The following is a 15,497-nucleotide window of genomic DNA, read 5'->3' as shown; positions in this document are numbered from 1 at the left end:
ATGTTCACTGGCATTATCGAGGAATTGGGCGAGATTGTCCGGGTAGAGCCGACGGCGGGCGATTCGGCGCTGCTCGGCGTCCGCGGCCCGCTGGTCACGTCCGACGCCCGGCACGGCGACTCGATCGCCGTCAACGGTGTCTGCCTGACCGTCGTGGAGGTGGCCGACGGGGTCTTCACCGCCGACGTGATGGGGGAGACGCTGCGCCGCTCCGCGCTGGGCGCGCTGCGGCCCGGCGACCCGGTCAACCTGGAGCGCGCCGCCGCGCTCGGTAGCCGGCTCGGCGGGCACCTGGTGCAGGGCCACGTCGACGGCGTCGGTGAACTGATCTCCCGGGAGCCGGCCGAGCAGTGGGAGACCGTCCGGTTCCGACTGCCCACCGCCCTGTCCCGGTACGTGGTGGAGAAGGGCTCGATCACCATCGACGGTGTCTCGTTGACAGTGGCCGCCGTCGGCGCGGACGAGTTCGCCGTCGGGCTGATCCCGACCACGCTCAAGCTGACCACGCTCGGCGCGAAGGGCGTCGGCGACCCGGTCAACCTGGAGGTGGACGTGTTGGCCAAGTACGTCGAGCGGCTGCTCGGCGACCGGCTCACCGACACCGACGCTCGCGGGGCGAGCGCGAACCCGGGCGGGGTGGCCTGATGGGCCCGCTCAGCTGGCTACTGGACGCCCAGGTGCAGGTCGCCGGCTCGCCGGTGCTGGCCCGGGAGATCGTCGGCAACGCGTTCGGGCTGGTCTCGGCGCTGCTCGGGCTGCGCCGGCTGGTCTGGGCGTGGCCGGTCGGCATGATCGGCAACGCGCTGCTGCTCACCGTCTTCCTCGGCGGGGTGTTCGCCACCCCGCAGGAGCACGACCTGTACGGGCAGGCCGGCCGACAGGTGTTCTTCTTCGCGGTCAGCGTCTACGGCTGGTGGCGCTGGCAGCGCAACCGTCGCGCCGACGCCGGGCAGGCGGCGGTCGTCCCACGCTGGGCCACCGGACGGGAGCGACTGATGCTGCTGGTGGCCGCCGTGGTCGGCACCGCCGCGGCGTACCCGCTGCTCAAGGCGCTGGGCTCGTGGGGCCCGCTGCCCGACGCCTGGATCCTGACCGGCAGCCTGCTGGCCACGTACGGCATGGCCCGCGGCTGGGTGGAGTTCTGGCTGCTCTGGATCGCGGTGGACGCGGTCGGTGTGCCGCTGCTGCTGCGCGGCGGGTTCTATCCGTCGGCCGTCATGTACCTGATCTACGGCGCCCTCTGCGTCTGGGGCTTCGCCGCCTGGTGGCGCACCTCGCGCGCCACCCGACCGGCCGCCGCCCGCACGCCCATCTACACGGAGGCAGTCGCGTGACCAGTTTTGGGGATATCGAGCAGGCGATCGCGGACATCGCGGCCGGGCGGCCGGTCGTCGTGGTCGACGACGCGGACCGGGAGAACGAGGGCGACCTGATCTTCGCGGCCGAGTTGGCCACCCAGGAGCTCATGGCGTTCATGGTCCGCTACACCTCCGGCTACGTCTGCGTGGCGCTGACCGAGAGCGAAGCCGACCGGCTCGACCTGCCGCCGATGCACCACACCAACCAGGACCGGCGCGGTACCGCGTACACGGTGACCGTGGACGCCCGCGAGGGCGTCAGCACCGGCATCTCGGCGGCCGACCGCGCGCACACCAGCCGGCTGCTCGCCGCCGCGGCGACCGACCCGACCGACCTGGCCCGCCCCGGGCACGTGGTGCCGCTGCGCGCCCGCGAGGGCGGGGTGCTGCGCCGGCCGGGGCACACCGAGGCGGGGATCGACCTGACCCGGCTGGCCGGGCTGCGTCCCGCCGGCGTGCTCTGCGAGCTGGTCAACGACGACGGCACCATGATGCGCCTACCGGACCTGGAGAAGTTCTCCGCCGAGCACGGCCTCACGCTGGTCACCATCGCCGACCTGATCGCCTACCGGCGGCGTACCGAGAAGCAGGTGGAGCTGGTCGCCGACGCCCGGATGCCGACGCGGCACGGGGTGTTCCGGGCGCTCGGCTACCGCGCCGAACACGACCCGGCCGAGCACATCGCGATGGTGCTGGGTGACCTCGGTGACGGCCAGGACGTGCTGGTCCGGGTGCACTCCGAGTGCCTGACCGGGGACGTGTTCGGCTCGCTGCGCTGCGACTGTGGGCCGCAGTTGGACGCCGCGCTGGCCCGGGTCGGGCAGGAAGGCCGGGGCGTGGTGCTCTACGTCCGTGGGCACGAGGGGCGCGGCATCGGGCTGCTGCACAAGCTGCAGGCGTACCAGTTGCAGGACCTGGGCCGCGACACGGTCGACGCCAACCTCGACCTGGGTCTGCCGGCCGACGCCCGCGACTACGGCACCGGCGCGCAGATCCTCTACGACCTGGGCGTGCGGTCGATGCGGCTGCTGACCAACAACCCGGCCAAGCGGGCCGGGCTGGAGGGGTACGGGTTGACCATCACCGGCCGCGAGGGGCTGCCGGTCGGCGCACACCCGGAGAACATGCGCTACCTGCGCACCAAGCGGGACCGGATGGGTCACCTGCTGGACGAGTTGGACGAGGTGTCCGAGGCGCCGCTGGGGCGTCCGGTCGCCAACGACGAGATCGGAGCATGACGATGGCGGGTTTCGGTGAGCCGGGAGTCGAGGCGGTCGATGCCGCGGGGCTGACCGTCGGGGTCGTTGCCGCCCGCTGGCACGGCGAGCTGACCGACCACATGCTGGAGCGTGCGGTGGCCGCCGCCGAGGCGTGCGGCGCTCGGTCCGTGGTCGCCCGGGTCGCCGGCTCGGTCGAGCTGCCGGTGGTCGCGCAGGCCCTCGCCCGCCGCTGCGACGTGGTGGTCGCCCTCGGCGTGGTGGTCCGCGGGGCCACCGCCCACTTCGACTACGTCTGCCGCTCGGTCACCGACGGGCTGACCCGGGTGGCGCTGGACGAGGGCAAGCCGGTGGCGCACGGCGTGTTGACAGTGGAGACCATCGAGCAGGCCCGCGACCGCGCCGGTCTGCCCGGCTCGGCGGAGGACAAGGGCTGGGCCGCGACCGTCGCGGCCCTCGACGCGGCGCTGGCCGTGCGGACCGTGGCGGCGGGCAACGCCCAGCGGGTCGGCTTCGGCGGCTGACGCCTCTGCCGCCTCTGCCGCGGCTCGGCCGGCTCTGCCACTCGGCCGGCTCTGAAGGCCCGCCTTCAGAGCCGGCCGGCCTCGATGATCCGGCGCAGGAACTGCCGGGTACGGGGCTGCGTCGGCTCGCCGAGCACCTGCTCGGGCGGGCCGCTCTCGACGACCCGCCCGGCGTCGAGGAAGCACACCTCGTCGGCGACCTCCCGGGCGAAGCCCATCTCGTGGGTGGCCAGCACCATGGTCATGCCGTCGGCCTTCAGGTCGCGGATCATCGCCAGCACCTCACCGACCAGCTCCGGGTCCAGCGCGGAGGTGACCTCGTCGAGCAGCATCAGCCGAGGTGAGTTGGCCAGCGCCCGGACGATCGCCACCCGCTGCTGCTGCCCGCCGGAGAGCCGGTCCGGGTAGGCGTCCGCCTTGGCGCCGAGCCCCACCCGGTCGAGCAACTCCCGGGCCTGCGCCTCGGCCTCCGCCCGGCCCCGCCGGTGTACCCGGCGCGGCGCGAGGGTGATGTTGTCCAGCACGCTCAGGTGCGGAAAGAGGTTGTACGCCTGGAACACCATGCCGATCCGCCGCCGGACCTGGTCCGGGTCCACCCGGGGATCGGAGATGTCCACCCCGTCCAACTCGATGGTGCCGTCGTCGAGTTCGTCGAGCAGGTTGACGCAGCGCAGCAGGGTCGACTTGCCGGACCCGGACGCGCCGATCAGGGCCACCACCTGGTGCTCGGCGACGGTCAGGTCGAGCTGGTCGAGCACGACGTGCCCGCCGAACTCCTTGCGCAGCCCTCGACAGCGCAACAACGCCATGGCTCAGCCCCCTGACTGTCGGCGGGCCGCGCGCAGCGTCGCCCAGTCGGTGACCGCGATCAGCGGGATCGCGAGCAGCACGAAGAGCACCCCCGCCACGACGTACGGCGTGTAGTTGAAGGTCTGGGCGGTGGCGATCTGCGCGGCGCGGACCGCGTCGATCGGCCCGGCCAGCGACACCAGCCCGACGTCCTTCTGCAACGCCACCACGTCGTTGAGCAGGGGTGGCGCCACCCGGCGGACGGCCTGCGGCAGGACCACGTGCCGCATCGTCTGCCGGTAGGTCAGGCCCAACGAGCGGGCCGCGGCGAGTTGGCTGGAGTGCACCGACTCGATGCCGGCCCGGAACACCTCGGCGAGGTAGCCGCCGTAGGTGAGGACCAACGCGATCCCACCCAGCACCAGCACCGGTGGCATGCCCTGCAACCGCAGCCCCGGCACGCCGAGGGTGAGCAGGTACAACACGATGATCAGCGGTAGGCCGCGGAAGGTGTAGGTGTAGCCGGCGGCCAGCGCGCGGACCGGGAAGAAGACCGGCCCGCGTAGCGTCCGCAGCACGGCGATCACCAGCCCGAGCAGCAGCGCGCCGACCGCGCAGCAGACCAGCAGCCGTACGTTGAGCCAGAGCCCGCTCAGCACCGTCGGCAGCGCGTCGCGGGCGATCTCCGGATCCAGGAACGACCGCCGGACCCGGTCCCAGCCCGGCGCCCCGGTCACCGCGATCACCAGCAGCGTGCCGAGCGCCGCCGTCGAGAATGCCGCGACCAGCACGCTGTAGACGGTCTGCCGACGCCGGTACGCCGACCGCCGCAGCTGCGCCTCGGACGGAACATGATCCAGAAGCGTCACCGCAGCTCGGCCGCGCCCGCCACCTGGGCGAGCCACTTCTGCTCCAGCTCCTTCAGCGTGCCCGCCGTGGTGAGCTGACCGACCGCGGCGGTCACGCAGGAGGTCAGTGGGGAGTTCTTGTCCAGCAGCAACCCGAACGCCTCGGGCGTGCCGACCTGCGGCACCTGGCCGACGATCGTCGCGTCGGTGATCTCCGCGCCGGTGATGTAGAAGGCGGTCGGAAGATCCACCACCAGACCGTCCAACTGCCCGTTCTGCAGTGCCTTCTTGGCATCGTCGTTGCTGTTGTAGACCTGCGGCTTGGCGGTTGGCTTGATCACGTCGGTGATCGCCTGGTAGCTGGTGGTGCCCACCTGTGCGCCGAGCCGGGCGTCGCGCAGCTCGGCCAACGACTTCTTACCGGCGATCTTCGACGACTTCAACGCGATGACGGTCTGCCGCACCAGGTAGTACGGCGCGGAGAAGTCCACCGCCCGCTTGCGCTCCTCGGTGATGGAGAACTGGTTGATGTCGAAGTCGAAGTCCTTCGGCCCCGGCGCGATCGCGGTGTCGAACTTGACCCGGGTCCAGGTGACGTCGGCGCGGGCGTAGCCGAGCTTCTCGGCCACCGCGTACGCGACGGCGGATTCGAAGCCCTCGCCGCTGTCCGGCTTGTCGTCGGAGAACCACGGCTCGTACGCGGGCTGGTCGGTGGCGATGGTCAGCTTGCCCGGCGTACGCGTGGGCAGGCTGTCCTTGGCGCAGGACGGCGCCGCGGTGACAGTGGGGGTGGGTTTCTCGTCCTGTGGCGCGCACCCGGCGGTGGCTACGACGGCGGCACCGGCGAGGGTGAGCGCGAGGAGACGTGAGCTGCTGGCCATGGCGGACAGCGTAGAGCTCCACGAGCATCGATCGACAATTGCCCTACCATGGTGGTAGGAAATTGTCCGCTTGCTGGATTCCGGCGGACCCGGACGCGGGGCGCCGCCCGGGTGACTGGAAGAATCGTTCCCCGTGAAGACGTTCGAGGAGTTGTTCGCCGAGCTGCAGGCCAAGGCCGCCGCCGGCACCCCGGGCTCGGGCACCGTCGCCGCGCTGGACAAGGGCGTGCACTTCATCGGCAAGAAGGTCGTCGAGGAGGCGGCCGAGTCGTGGATGGCCGCCGAGCACGAGGGTCCGGAGCGCACCGCCGAGGAGATCTCCCAGCTGCTCTACCAGGTCCAGGTGCTGATGCTCGCCAGTGGTCTCGAACTCAAGGACGTCTACCGACATCTGTGAGTGCCCCCACCCCCGTTGATCGCCATCCGGATCGAAGGAGCGCTCCGTCATGCTGCGTGTCGCCATTCCCAACAAGGGCACCCTGGCCGAACCGGCCGCCCAGATGCTGCGCGAGGCGGGCTACCGCCAGCGCACCGACCCCAAGGACCTCGTCTGCCGGGACGAGGCCAACGACGTCGAATTCTTCTACCTGCGCCCCAAGGACATCGCCACCTACGTCGGCTCCGGTGACCTCGACCTCGGCATCACCGGCCGGGACCTGCTGATCGACTCGGCCGCGCCGGCCGAGGAGGTCGTCGACCTCGCCTTCGGCCGGGCCACCTTCCGCTTCGCCGCGCGCCCCGACGACATCGCCTCCGTCCAGGAGTTGGGCGGTCACCGGATCGCCACCGCGTACCCGGGGCTGGTCGAGCGGCACCTCGGCGAGGTGGGCGTCAAGGCCGACGTGATCCGCCTCGACGGCGCCGTGGAGAACGCCGTACGCCTCGGCGTCGCCGACGTGATCGCGGACGTGGTGGAGACCGGCGCGACCCTGCGCCAGGCGGGCCTGGTGGTCTTCGGTGAGCCGCTGCTGCGCTCGTCGGCGGTGCTGGTCCGGCGCGCCGGCGCGCCCGCTCAACCCCAGGCCGAGCAGTTGCTGCGCCGCCTGCACGGTGTGCTGGTGGCCCGCCGCTACGTGATGCTCGCCTACGACGTGCCGGCCGGCCTGCTGGACCGGGCCAGCGGGCTCACCCCGGGCATCGAGTCGCCCACCGTGTCGCCGCTGCACCGCGAGGGCTGGGTGGCCGTGCAGGCGATGGTGCTCCGCGACGACGTGCACCGCATCATGGACGAGCTGTACGAGCTGGGCGCCCGCGCCATCCTCGTCACCAACATCCACGCCTGCCGCCTCTGACCGTCCCCGTCCCCGTCCCCGTCCCCGTCCCCGTTCGCGCCCGCGTCTGCGGCGCGGCCGGCGCTTGATCAACTCGGGTTCCTTGAAACGGGGGTGTCCGCACGCCCGGGACACCCCCGCTTCCTTGATGTCGAGTGGATCTCGTGTGGGATTGAGGCGCGGCGCGCGGGGCGGCCACACCCAGACCGGCAAGATCGCGCTCGATCATTGAAGTAGTGGCCTCGCGTTCGACGGAGGCCACTAGATCCTGGATCGAGCACGATCTTGAGGTCTCGGGCGTGGACCCCTGCGAACCGGACCCGCGTGTTCGGGGTGGGCTGGGGGTGGTGGCTCGGCGGGTGGTGCGTTTGATGGGCGAGTGCGGGTGGCAGACTGGTGGGGTGAGTGAAACCGAACTGGTCCGCCTGAAGCCCCGCCGCATCCGCGTGGTCTGCTGGTCGGCGGCGGCTGCCCTGGTGGTGGTGTTCGGTCTGGTCGCCACCTCGCTGAGTGGCCCGACCGGCGACGGTTACGGCAGCTTCCAGCGCGGCGACCAGATCGCCATGATCGGCCTGGGCATCTTCGGTGCGCTGGGCTTCCTGCTGTTCACCCGTCCCCGGGTGGAGGCGGACGCACGGAGCATCCGGGTCCGTAACGTCATCAGCTCCTACGAGCTGCCCTGGGAGGTTGTCCGGGGCGTCCGCTTCGACCGGGGCGCGCCGTGGGCCAGCCTGGAGCTGCACGACGACGACCTGCTGCCGATGGTCGCGTTGCAGGCCGCCGACAAGGAGTTGGCCGTCGACGGGGTCCGCGCGCTGCGCCGGCTGCACGAGGCGCACCAGGCCCACCTCGCCGAACGCGCCGTCGGCCGCTGACCCGGCCGCACCGCCCGATCGCGCCAATCGCGGGCTCGCGGGGCGCCGCCCATCGCCGCCTCGCGGCTAAGTGTGCCCCCGGGCGGCACTGCCCCCCGACGGTCTACGGCCGTCAAGTCGCCCACCGGCCGTCCCGCAGCGGCACTGCCCCCGGTGCCCCGCGTCGTCGCCCACCCGGCCGCGCCGACTCGTCAAGATCCGGACAACTTCCCTGAAGTTGCTGCCTCCCACCAGCCTGAGGCAGCAACTTCAGGGAAAGTGCGCGGATCTTGGCGACACAACGCGGCGGCCGGCGCACCGGCGCACCGGCGGCCGGCGCACCGGCGCCGAGGCCGGCGCTTCGGCCCGGTGCCGCAGCGGCGTCTCGGCTGGTGCCAGGCCGCAGGTCGTGCCCGGTTTGGGGGTGGCCGGGGCGCCGGTGTAGTGTTATCGAGTCGACCAGGCTGTCTCCGCGTGCGAGCAGACAGCCTTGAAAGCGGAGCGCCTGCTCCCACCCGAGTCGCCGCTACGGTGGCCGGGTCCGGTCACCGGTTCCGGGCATGTCCCGGAGCCGGGTGCGCGATCCTTGTGATCGTGCTGACCGGTCGAGCGGGCCCTGGCATGCGCCGGGGCCTTCTGCTTTTCGGGTCGGTTCCCTCCTGGGAGCCGCAGGGGTCGGCGACAGAGCAGAAACGACTCGAGGAGGCCCCATCAGCGTCGAACCACGCGTGAACGAGCAGATCCGGGCACGTGAGGTCCGACTGGTCGGCCCAGAGGGTGAGCAGGTGGGCATCGTCCCGCTGGAGCGCGCTCTTCAGCTGGCCGCGGACGTCGATCTGGACCTGGTCGAGGTTGCGCCGATGGCGCGCCCGCCGGTGTGCAAGCTCATGGACTTCGGCAAGTTCAAGTACGAGAGCGCACTCAAGGCGCGCGAAGCGCGGCGTAACCAGCAGCAGACCGTCATCAAGGAAATGAAGCTTCGGCCGAAGATCGACCCGCACGACTACGAGACCAAGAAGGGTCACGTGGTGCGGTTCCTCAAGGCGGGCGACAAGGTCAAGGTGACGATCATGTTCCGCGGTCGCGAGCAGAGCCGCCCGGAGCTGGGTTACCGGCTCCTGCGCCGGCTCGAGTCCGAGATCACGGAACTGGGATACGTCGAGGCCGCTCCGAAGCAGGACGGCCGGAACATGATCATGGTTCTCGCCCCGCATCGGGCCGTCAAGGCCTCCGCGGTCGCCGCTACGGCGTCTCGCGGCGGACCTCGGGACCGGGCAGCGGACGAGTCCGCCGCTCCGGAAGCCGATGAGACCGCGGCGGTCAGCGAGACCGCAGCAGCCGGTGACACCGGCCTCGCCGCCGACACCAGCAGCGAGTAACAGGGGAGAAGACGTTCCACATGCCGAAGATGAAGAGCCACACGGGTATGGGTAAGCGGGTCAAGGTGACCGGCAAGGGCAAGATCGTTGCCCAGCAGGCCGGCCTCCGCCACAACCTGGAGAAGAAGCCCTCCACCCAGACCCGCCGGCTGACCGGCACGGTCGTGCTGGCCAAGGCCGACGTCAAGCGCATCAAGAAGCTGCTCGGCCGCTGACGCGCGCCACCTTTACGTAATAAGGAGTTGAGATGGCACGCGTCAAGCGGGCTGTAAACGCCCAGAAGAAGCGTCGTACCCTGCTGGAGACCGCGAGCGGTTACCGTGGTCAGCGCTCCCGCCTGTACCGCAAGGCCAAGGAGCAGGTGCTGCACTCGATGCAGTACGCCTACCGGGACCGTCGCGACCGCAAGGGCGACTTCCGGCAGCTGTGGATTCAGCGGATCAACGCGGGCGCCCGGGCCAACGGGATGACCTACAACCGTCTGATCCAGGGCCTGCGTCTGGCCGGCATCGAGGTCGACCGCAAGATCCTGGCCGACATGGCTGTCAACGACGCCGCCTCTTTCGCGGCGATCGTCGAGCTGGCCCGGGCCGCGGTCGCGGCCGAGGGCACCGGCGGCGCGGCGGCTCAGGCCGCCTGATCCCCACGCACCAGAGCGAGGCGTCTCCCGTGTCGGCACCGCCGTCCGGGGGGCGCCTCAATCGTGTCGGAGGAACGCACACCATGGCCTTCACCCCGCGTACCCCCAGGGTTGTCGCCGCCCGTCGCCTGCAACGCCGCCGGGACCGCGACGCCACAGGCCGTTTCCTGGCCGAGGGCCCACAGGCGGTCCGCGAGGCCCTCGCGCGGCCGGGGGTGGTCACCGAACTCTTCGGTACGACCACCGCGCTCGACAGGTATCCGGAGCTGGCCGCCACGGCGGCCCGCGCCGACGTGCCGGTCTCCGAGGTGACCGACGACGCCCTCGCGGCGCTGGCCGAGACCGTCGCCCCGCAGGGGCTGGTGGCCGTCTGCCGGCACCTGGACGTGTCGCTGGAGCAGGCGCTCGCGGGTGCGCCCCGGCTGGTGGCGGTGCTCGCCGAGATCCGCGACCCGGGCAACGCCGGCACGGTGTTGCGCACCGCCGACGCGGCCGGTGCGGGTGCGGTGGTCTTCGCCGGGGACGCCGTCGACCCGTACAACGGCAAGTGTGTGCGGGCCTCGGCCGGCAGCCTCTTCCACGTCGACGTGGTGCGCGCCACCGACCCGGTCGCGGTGGTCGACGCGCTGCGCGCCGCCGGGCTGTCGATCTTCGCCACCACGGGGTACGGCGACAGCGACCTGGACGACCTGACCGACTACGGGCGGCTCGTCGGGCCCACCGCCTGGTTGTTCGGCTCCGAGGCGCACGGCCTGCCCGAGGAGTTGACCGCCGCCGCCGACGCCCGGGTGCGGGTGCCGCTGTACGGGCGCGCGGAGAGCCTCAACCTGGCTGCCGCCGCCGCGGTCTGCCTGTACGCTTCAGCGAGAGCACAGCGCTGAGGTGATTGCCTCCGGCGCGACCGACAGCAGGGGAGAGCGTCCGTCCATGAACGCGACACGGCGTTCGTTTAGCCAGCCCGCCGGTGTCGGCGGGCGGCGGGCCTGACCTGCTCCCTGCACAACTCCTACCGGCGGGCTGCGGCACAGCCGCGCGTCCGTAGACTCGCTTAGCCGCCCCGGTGAGGGCTGGCGCCGCCGTGAGGGAGTGCCCGTACGCCATGAGCTACCGCAACGATCCGTACGACCCGAAGCAGGTCGCCCTGCTCGACCCCGCCGCCCTGGACGAGGCCGTCGCGGACGCCACGAAGGCGTTCACGGCGGCCGCCGACCCGGACGCGCTGACCGCGCTGCGCTCGGTGCACCTGGGTGACCGGTCACCGGTCTCCCTCGCGCGCCGGGAGATCGGCGCACTGCCGCCGGCCGCGAAGTCCGACGCCGGCAAGCGGGTCAACGAGGCCCGCCGCGCGATCGAGACCGCGTACACCGACCGCGCCGAAGTGCTGGAGCGTGAGCAGGCCCAGCGGGTGCTGGTCGAGGAGCGGGTGGACGTCACCCTGCCCTACGACCGGCGTCCCCGGGGCGCCCGGCACCCGTTGAGCACCCTGATGGAGTCGATCAGCGACCTCTTCGTGGGGATGGGCTACGAGGTGGCCGAGGGGCCCGAGGTCGACCTGGAGTGGGTCAACTTCGACGCGTTGAACATCCCCGCCGACCACCCGGCGCGCGGGTTGATGGACACCTTCCACATCGCACCGGAGGGCTCCGGCCTCGTTCTCCGCACGCACACGTCCACGGTGCAGACCCGTACGATGCTCAGCCGCAAGCCGCCGATCTACGTGATCGTGCCGGGCCGCGTCTACCGCACCGACGAGATCGACGCCACCCACAGTCCGGTGTTCCACCAGGCCGAGGGCCTGGTGGTCGACAAGGGCATCACGATGGCGCACCTGCGGGGCACGCTGGACCACTTCGCCCGGGCGATGTTCGGCCCGGAGGCGAAGACCCGGTGGCGGCCGCACTACTTCCCGTTCACCGAGCCGTCGGCGGAGTTCGACGTGTGGTTCCCGGAGCACCGCGACGGCCCGCAGTGGGTCGAGTGGGGTGGCTGCGGCATGGTCAACCCGCGGGTGCTGCGCGCCTGCGGCGTCGACCCGGAGGTCTACTCCGGATTCGCCTTCGGCATGGGCATCGACCGGACCCTGATGGTCCGGCACGGGGTCAGCGACATCCGCCATCTCTTCGAGGGCGACGTGCGGTTCAGCCGCGCGCTCGGGACCGGGGCGTAGGCGATGCGGGTACGAGACACGGGAACGGTGGTCTGAAGTCATGCGAGTTTCTGTCAGTTGGCTGCGGGAGTACGTCGACCTCCCCGCCGACCTGCCCACCAGTGACCTGGAGCAGGCCCTGGTCGACCTCGGCATCGAGGTCGATTCCGTGGTGGACCTGGCCGAGACGGTCACCGGCCAGTTGGTCGTGGGTGAGGTCCGCGAGATCGAGGAGCTCACCGGCTTCAAGAAGCCGATCCGGTTCTGCCGGGTCGACGTGGGTGCCGCCAACGGCACCGGCGAACCGCAGGAGATCGTGTGCGGGGCCCGCAACTTCGCCCCGGGCGACCGGGTGGTGGTGATCCTGCCCGGCGGCGTGCTGCCCGGCGGCTTCGCCATCGGCGCCCGCAAGACGTACGGGCACAACTCGGCGGGCATGATCTGCTCGGCCAAGGAGCTGGGCCTGGGCGACGACCACTCCGGCATCATCGTGCTGGGGCCGGACGTGACGGCCAAGCCCGGCGACGACGCGCGCCCGGTGGTCGGCCTCGACGACGTCGTGCTCGACCTGGAGATCACCCCCGACCGGGGGTACGCGCTGAGCCTGCGCGGCCTGGCCCGGGAGCTGTCGCACGCGTTCGACGTGCCGCTGCGTGACCCGGCCCTGGCGCCGGCTCCGGGCGGCACCGAGACGCCGGCGTACCCGGTGGAGGTCCGCGACACGGTCGGCTGCGACCGGTTCACGGCCCGCCTGGTGCGCGGGGTCGACCCGACCGCGCCCACGCCGTCCTGGATGCAGCAGCGGCTCGTCACCGCCGGCATCCGCAGCATCTCGCTGCCCGTCGACATCACCAACTACGTGATGTTGGAGCTGGGCCAGCCGATGCACGCCTTCGACGCCGACCGGATCGTCGGGCCGCTGGTGGTTCGCCGCGCCGAGGCGGGGGAGAAGCTGACCACCCTGGACGGCGTCAACCGGGTGCTCACCGCCGACGACATGGTGATCTGCGATGACACCGGGCCGATCTCCCTCGCCGCGGTGATGGGCGGCGAGACCAGCGAGGTCGTCGCCGAAACCACCACAGTGCTCTTCGAGGCGGCGCACTGGGACCCGGCGATGGTCGGGCGCACGGCCCGCCGGCACAAGCTGTTCAGCGAGGCCGCGAAGCGCTGGGAGCGGGGCGTCGACCCGGCCGTGGCGCTGGTCGCGTTGGAGCGTGCCGTGCGGCTGCTCACCGAGCACGGCGGGGGCACGCCGAGCGCGGAGATCCTGGACATCGACCACGTTCGCCCGCGTACCCCGATCAGCCTTCCGGCGGACCTGCCGACCCGGCGGGTCGGCGTCGAGTACCCGCCGGCGCGGGTGGTCGCCCTGCTGGAGCGGGTCGGCTGCACTGTCGCGCAGGGCGCGGACCGGTTGTCCGAGGACCCGGGCGCGGTCGGCGTGGCCAGCGGCGTCGGGACGGTGCTGAGCGTCACCCCACCGACCTGGCGGCCCGACCTGACCGATCCGGCCGACCTGGTCGAGGAGGTGGTCCGCCTCGACGGGTACGACCGGGTGCCGTCGGTGCTGCCCACCGCGCCTCCGGGCCGCGGTCTGACCCCGCGGCAGCGCCGCCGCCGGGCCGTCGCCGGGTCGCTGGCCGAGCGGGGGTACGTGGAGGTGCTCGCGCACCCGTTCGTGTCGCCGGAACTCGCCGACCAGCTCGGCCTGCCGGCCGACGACACGCGTCGACCCGCGGTGCGGCTGGCCAACCCACTGTCCGAGGAGGAGCCGCTGCTGCGCACCACGCTGCTCGGTCCGCTGCTCGGCATCCTCAAGCGCAACCTCGGCCGGGGTCACCGCGACCTCGCCCTCTACGAGATCGGTGCGGTCTTCCACCCGCGCATCGGTGCCGGCAGCCCGCCGGCGATGGGCGTGGACCGGCGCCCCACCGACGAGGAGTTCGCCGCCGCCGACGCGGTGGTGCCGGCGCAGCCGGTGCACGTCGCGGTGGTGCTCACCGGCGACCTGGACCCCGCCGGCTGGTGGGGGCCGGGTCGACCGGCCGGGTGGGCGGACGCGATCGAGGCGGCCCGTGACGTGCTGGCCGCCGCCGGGATCCCCGGCGAGCGGGTCGAGGTGCGCGCCGCCGAGTACGCCCCGTGGCACCCGGGTCGCTGCGCCGAGCTGCGGGTCGACGGCTCGGTCGTCGGACACGCCGGTGAGCTGCACCCGGTGGTGGTCGCGACGTTGGAGTTGCCCCGCCGCACCAGCGCGATGGAGCTGAACCTCGACGCGCTGCCGGCGACCCCGGTGACGCCCGCGCCGACGGTCTCCGGCTTCCCGCCGGCGCTGATCGACGTGGCGCTGGTCGTGGACGAGTCGGTGCCGGCCGAGCAGGTGCGCCGGGCCCTGGAGGCGGGCGCCGGTGAGCTGCTGGAGGACGTGCGACTGTTCGACGTGTACTCCGGCGCTCAGCTCGGCGCCGGCCGCCGGTCGCTGGCGTACAAGCTCACCTTCCGGGCACCGGACCGGACGCTGACCGTCGAGGAGGCGGTCGCGGCACGGGACGCGGCGGTCGCCGTCGCGGCCGAGCGCCTCGGCGCCACCCTGCGCGGCGCCTGACGGGGGTCGGCGCGGCCCGGTCCGCGATCTCTCTGATCCGCGGGTTCGGGGGTCGGAGTCGCTGGCGGCGCACCTGCAATCAGGGCTCTGGCCAGGTGATTCGTCACCTGGCCAGAGTCTTTTCGGTGGATTGAATACGACACCCCCGGAGGGAGGTCCTTGTGGGTAGCTATTCAATGGATGAACGTGAAGCGTTCCAGTTTCGTGGCACCGTCAGATGGTGCCGTGACTGAGTAGCTTTGACTAGGGCGAGCCAGGTGTCCTGCCGTCTTCAGGCGCGCAGTATAGGAATACTGTCGAGCTGATCCTGACGAAGATTTGATCTGATAATGCCGGACGGCCGTCCCCGGTCGGGTCTGCAAGCCACTACCTCGTTCGGCGTGATCGCGAAGTCGACGCTGAAGTCATGCTCCGCGTCGGGCAGATCATCCTCGAGTAGTTGGGTCTGGTGGATCGTGGTGGCGATAACGGTCTCGGTGGTGACGAGGCCGGCATCGGTGAGGAGGGCGATCTCCAGGTCGGAGTAGCCGGCGCCCTTGCCGACCCGCACGCCGCTGCGGCGGCTGACAGCGACGCTGCCACAGACAATGAGGTCCACCGGATGCATCTCGTCGGGTCCGACGGTGGGAGCGACCTGCGGCGCACCGCTGCTCGTCACTGCGGTCTCGATCGGTGCGGTGAGGCTGACGGGGTCGAGCAGATAGAAGGGCTTGGGTGTAGCGAGTCTCGGGACCGCCATGTAGAGCAGCTTGCCTTCCTGCAGGGCTCGCACGCGGACGGGAAGCTGCGCTCGGTCCGGGTTGCACTTGATAACTCGTGCGTTCTTCCACTCTTCCAACTCCGCGAGACGGGCCGCGGCTTCTTCCTTGCCGACGAAGTCAGGGATGTGACCGTGCACGCCCAGTGGGGCAGCGCCGTCACGTTCGAGGAGGTCCCATACCTCTTGCCGAACGGCGTGTTTGGCGCGGTCGATGTCGGTCAC

Annotated in this window: 17 protein-coding genes; 13 read left to right on the top strand and 4 right to left on the bottom strand. The window is 71.6% G+C overall.

All coding sequences use genetic code 11. From position 1 onward, the window contains the following. Genes ACFYL6_RS29880 through ribH form a run of 4 tightly spaced genes read left to right on the top strand, consistent with a single transcriptional unit; the run spans position 1 to position 3,099 of the window. Positions 1–645 (top strand): riboflavin synthase, encoded by a 645-nt coding sequence (locus ACFYL6_RS29880; RefSeq protein ID WP_387176381.1) that lies wholly within the window; start codon positions 1–3, stop codon positions 643–645. Further along, positions 645–1,334, top strand: coding sequence for a nicotinamide riboside transporter PnuC (gene pnuC / locus ACFYL6_RS29875; RefSeq protein WP_387176379.1), 690 nt, complete (start codon positions 645–647; stop codon positions 1,332–1,334). Before ACFYL6_RS29880 ends, pnuC begins: the two co-directional genes overlap by 1 nt. After that, the gene (locus tag ACFYL6_RS29870; RefSeq protein WP_387176377.1) at positions 1,331–2,596 is read left to right on the top strand and encodes a bifunctional 3,4-dihydroxy-2-butanone-4-phosphate synthase/GTP cyclohydrolase II; all 1,266 of its coding nucleotides are present in this window, start codon (positions 1,331–1,333) and stop codon (positions 2,594–2,596) included. Before pnuC ends, ACFYL6_RS29870 begins: the two co-directional genes overlap by 4 nt. 2 nt (positions 2,597–2,598) lie before the next feature. After that, entirely contained in the window at positions 2,599–3,099 is a 501-nt protein-coding gene (ribH, locus tag ACFYL6_RS29865) for a 6,7-dimethyl-8-ribityllumazine synthase (protein WP_030335701.1), read from the top strand. 65 nt (positions 3,100–3,164) lie between these two features. Here the strand turns inward: ribH and ACFYL6_RS29860 are convergent, their stop codons facing one another. From ACFYL6_RS29860 to ACFYL6_RS29850, 3 genes are read right to left on the bottom strand one after another with little or no spacing between them, the layout of a single operon-like run. Beyond that, positions 3,165–3,908, bottom strand: a complete 744-nt coding sequence (locus ACFYL6_RS29860; RefSeq protein WP_308193710.1) for an amino acid ABC transporter ATP-binding protein — start codon at positions 3,906–3,908, stop codon at positions 3,165–3,167. A 3-nt stretch (positions 3,909–3,911) separates the two neighbouring features. After that, positions 3,912–4,757, bottom strand: coding sequence for an amino acid ABC transporter permease (locus ACFYL6_RS29855; RefSeq protein ID WP_387176374.1), 846 nt, complete (start codon positions 4,755–4,757; stop codon positions 3,912–3,914). Continuing rightward, the gene (locus ACFYL6_RS29850) at positions 4,754–5,617 is read right to left on the bottom strand and encodes an ABC transporter substrate-binding protein (RefSeq protein WP_387176372.1); all 864 of its coding nucleotides are present in this window, start codon (positions 5,615–5,617) and stop codon (positions 4,754–4,756) included. Before ACFYL6_RS29850 ends, ACFYL6_RS29855 begins: the two co-directional genes overlap by 4 nt. Before the next feature lie 133 nt (positions 5,618–5,750). On the opposite strand from ACFYL6_RS29850, the gene ACFYL6_RS29845 reads away from it, so the two are divergent. The 9 genes from ACFYL6_RS29845 to pheT all read left to right on the top strand — a co-directional run bounded on the left by ACFYL6_RS29845 (position 5,751) and on the right by pheT (position 14,515). Next, on the top strand, positions 5,751–6,014 hold the full coding sequence (locus ACFYL6_RS29845; RefSeq protein ID WP_030335709.1) for a phosphoribosyl-ATP diphosphatase: 264 nt from the start codon (positions 5,751–5,753) through the stop codon (positions 6,012–6,014). A 49-nt stretch (positions 6,015–6,063) separates the two neighbouring features. Continuing rightward, on the top strand, positions 6,064–6,909 hold the full coding sequence (hisG, locus tag ACFYL6_RS29840) for an ATP phosphoribosyltransferase (protein ID WP_030488425.1): 846 nt from the start codon (positions 6,064–6,066) through the stop codon (positions 6,907–6,909). A gap of 380 nt (positions 6,910–7,289) precedes the next feature. Beyond that, positions 7,290–7,763 carry a PH domain-containing protein gene (locus ACFYL6_RS29835; protein WP_387176370.1) on the top strand — a complete coding sequence of 158 codons (474 nt, stop codon included), beginning with the start codon at positions 7,290–7,292 and terminating at the stop codon, positions 7,761–7,763. Positions 7,764–8,470: 707 nt separating this feature from the next. Continuing rightward, the gene (gene infC, locus ACFYL6_RS29830) at positions 8,471–9,121 is read left to right on the top strand and encodes a translation initiation factor IF-3 (RefSeq protein WP_030488427.1); all 651 of its coding nucleotides are present in this window, start codon (positions 8,471–8,473) and stop codon (positions 9,119–9,121) included. Positions 9,122–9,141: 20 nt separating this feature from the next. After that, a complete protein-coding gene (rpmI, locus tag ACFYL6_RS29825) occupies positions 9,142–9,336 on the top strand; it encodes a 50S ribosomal protein L35 (RefSeq protein WP_007458415.1) in 195 nt (64 codons plus the stop codon). A 32-nt stretch (positions 9,337–9,368) separates the two neighbouring features. Beyond that, positions 9,369–9,761, top strand: coding sequence for a 50S ribosomal protein L20 (gene rplT, locus ACFYL6_RS29820; RefSeq protein WP_091087503.1), 393 nt, complete (start codon positions 9,369–9,371; stop codon positions 9,759–9,761). Positions 9,762–9,844: 83 nt separating this feature from the next. After that, positions 9,845–10,642, top strand: a complete 798-nt coding sequence (locus ACFYL6_RS29815; protein ID WP_387176367.1) for a TrmH family RNA methyltransferase — start codon at positions 9,845–9,847, stop codon at positions 10,640–10,642. 218 nt (positions 10,643–10,860) lie between these two features. After that, on the top strand, positions 10,861–11,928 hold the full coding sequence (gene pheS, locus ACFYL6_RS29810) for a phenylalanine--tRNA ligase subunit alpha (protein WP_387176365.1): 1,068 nt from the start codon (positions 10,861–10,863) through the stop codon (positions 11,926–11,928). A 40-nt stretch (positions 11,929–11,968) separates the two neighbouring features. Continuing rightward, the gene (pheT, locus tag ACFYL6_RS29805) at positions 11,969–14,515 is read left to right on the top strand and encodes a phenylalanine--tRNA ligase subunit beta (protein WP_387176364.1); all 2,547 of its coding nucleotides are present in this window, start codon (positions 11,969–11,971) and stop codon (positions 14,513–14,515) included. A gap of 271 nt (positions 14,516–14,786) precedes the next feature. On the opposite strand, the gene ACFYL6_RS29800 is transcribed toward pheT, so the two are convergent. Further along, positions 14,787–15,497 (bottom strand): 5-formyltetrahydrofolate cyclo-ligase, encoded by a 711-nt coding sequence (locus ACFYL6_RS29800; RefSeq protein ID WP_387176362.1) that lies wholly within the window; start codon positions 15,495–15,497, stop codon positions 14,787–14,789.

It is taken from the genome of Micromonospora sp. NPDC007208 (assembly GCF_042869175.1).
Taxonomy (GTDB): domain Bacteria; phylum Actinomycetota; class Actinomycetes; order Mycobacteriales; family Micromonosporaceae; genus Micromonospora; species Micromonospora foliorum.
This window is presented reverse-complemented; position numbering and strand designations above follow the sequence as displayed.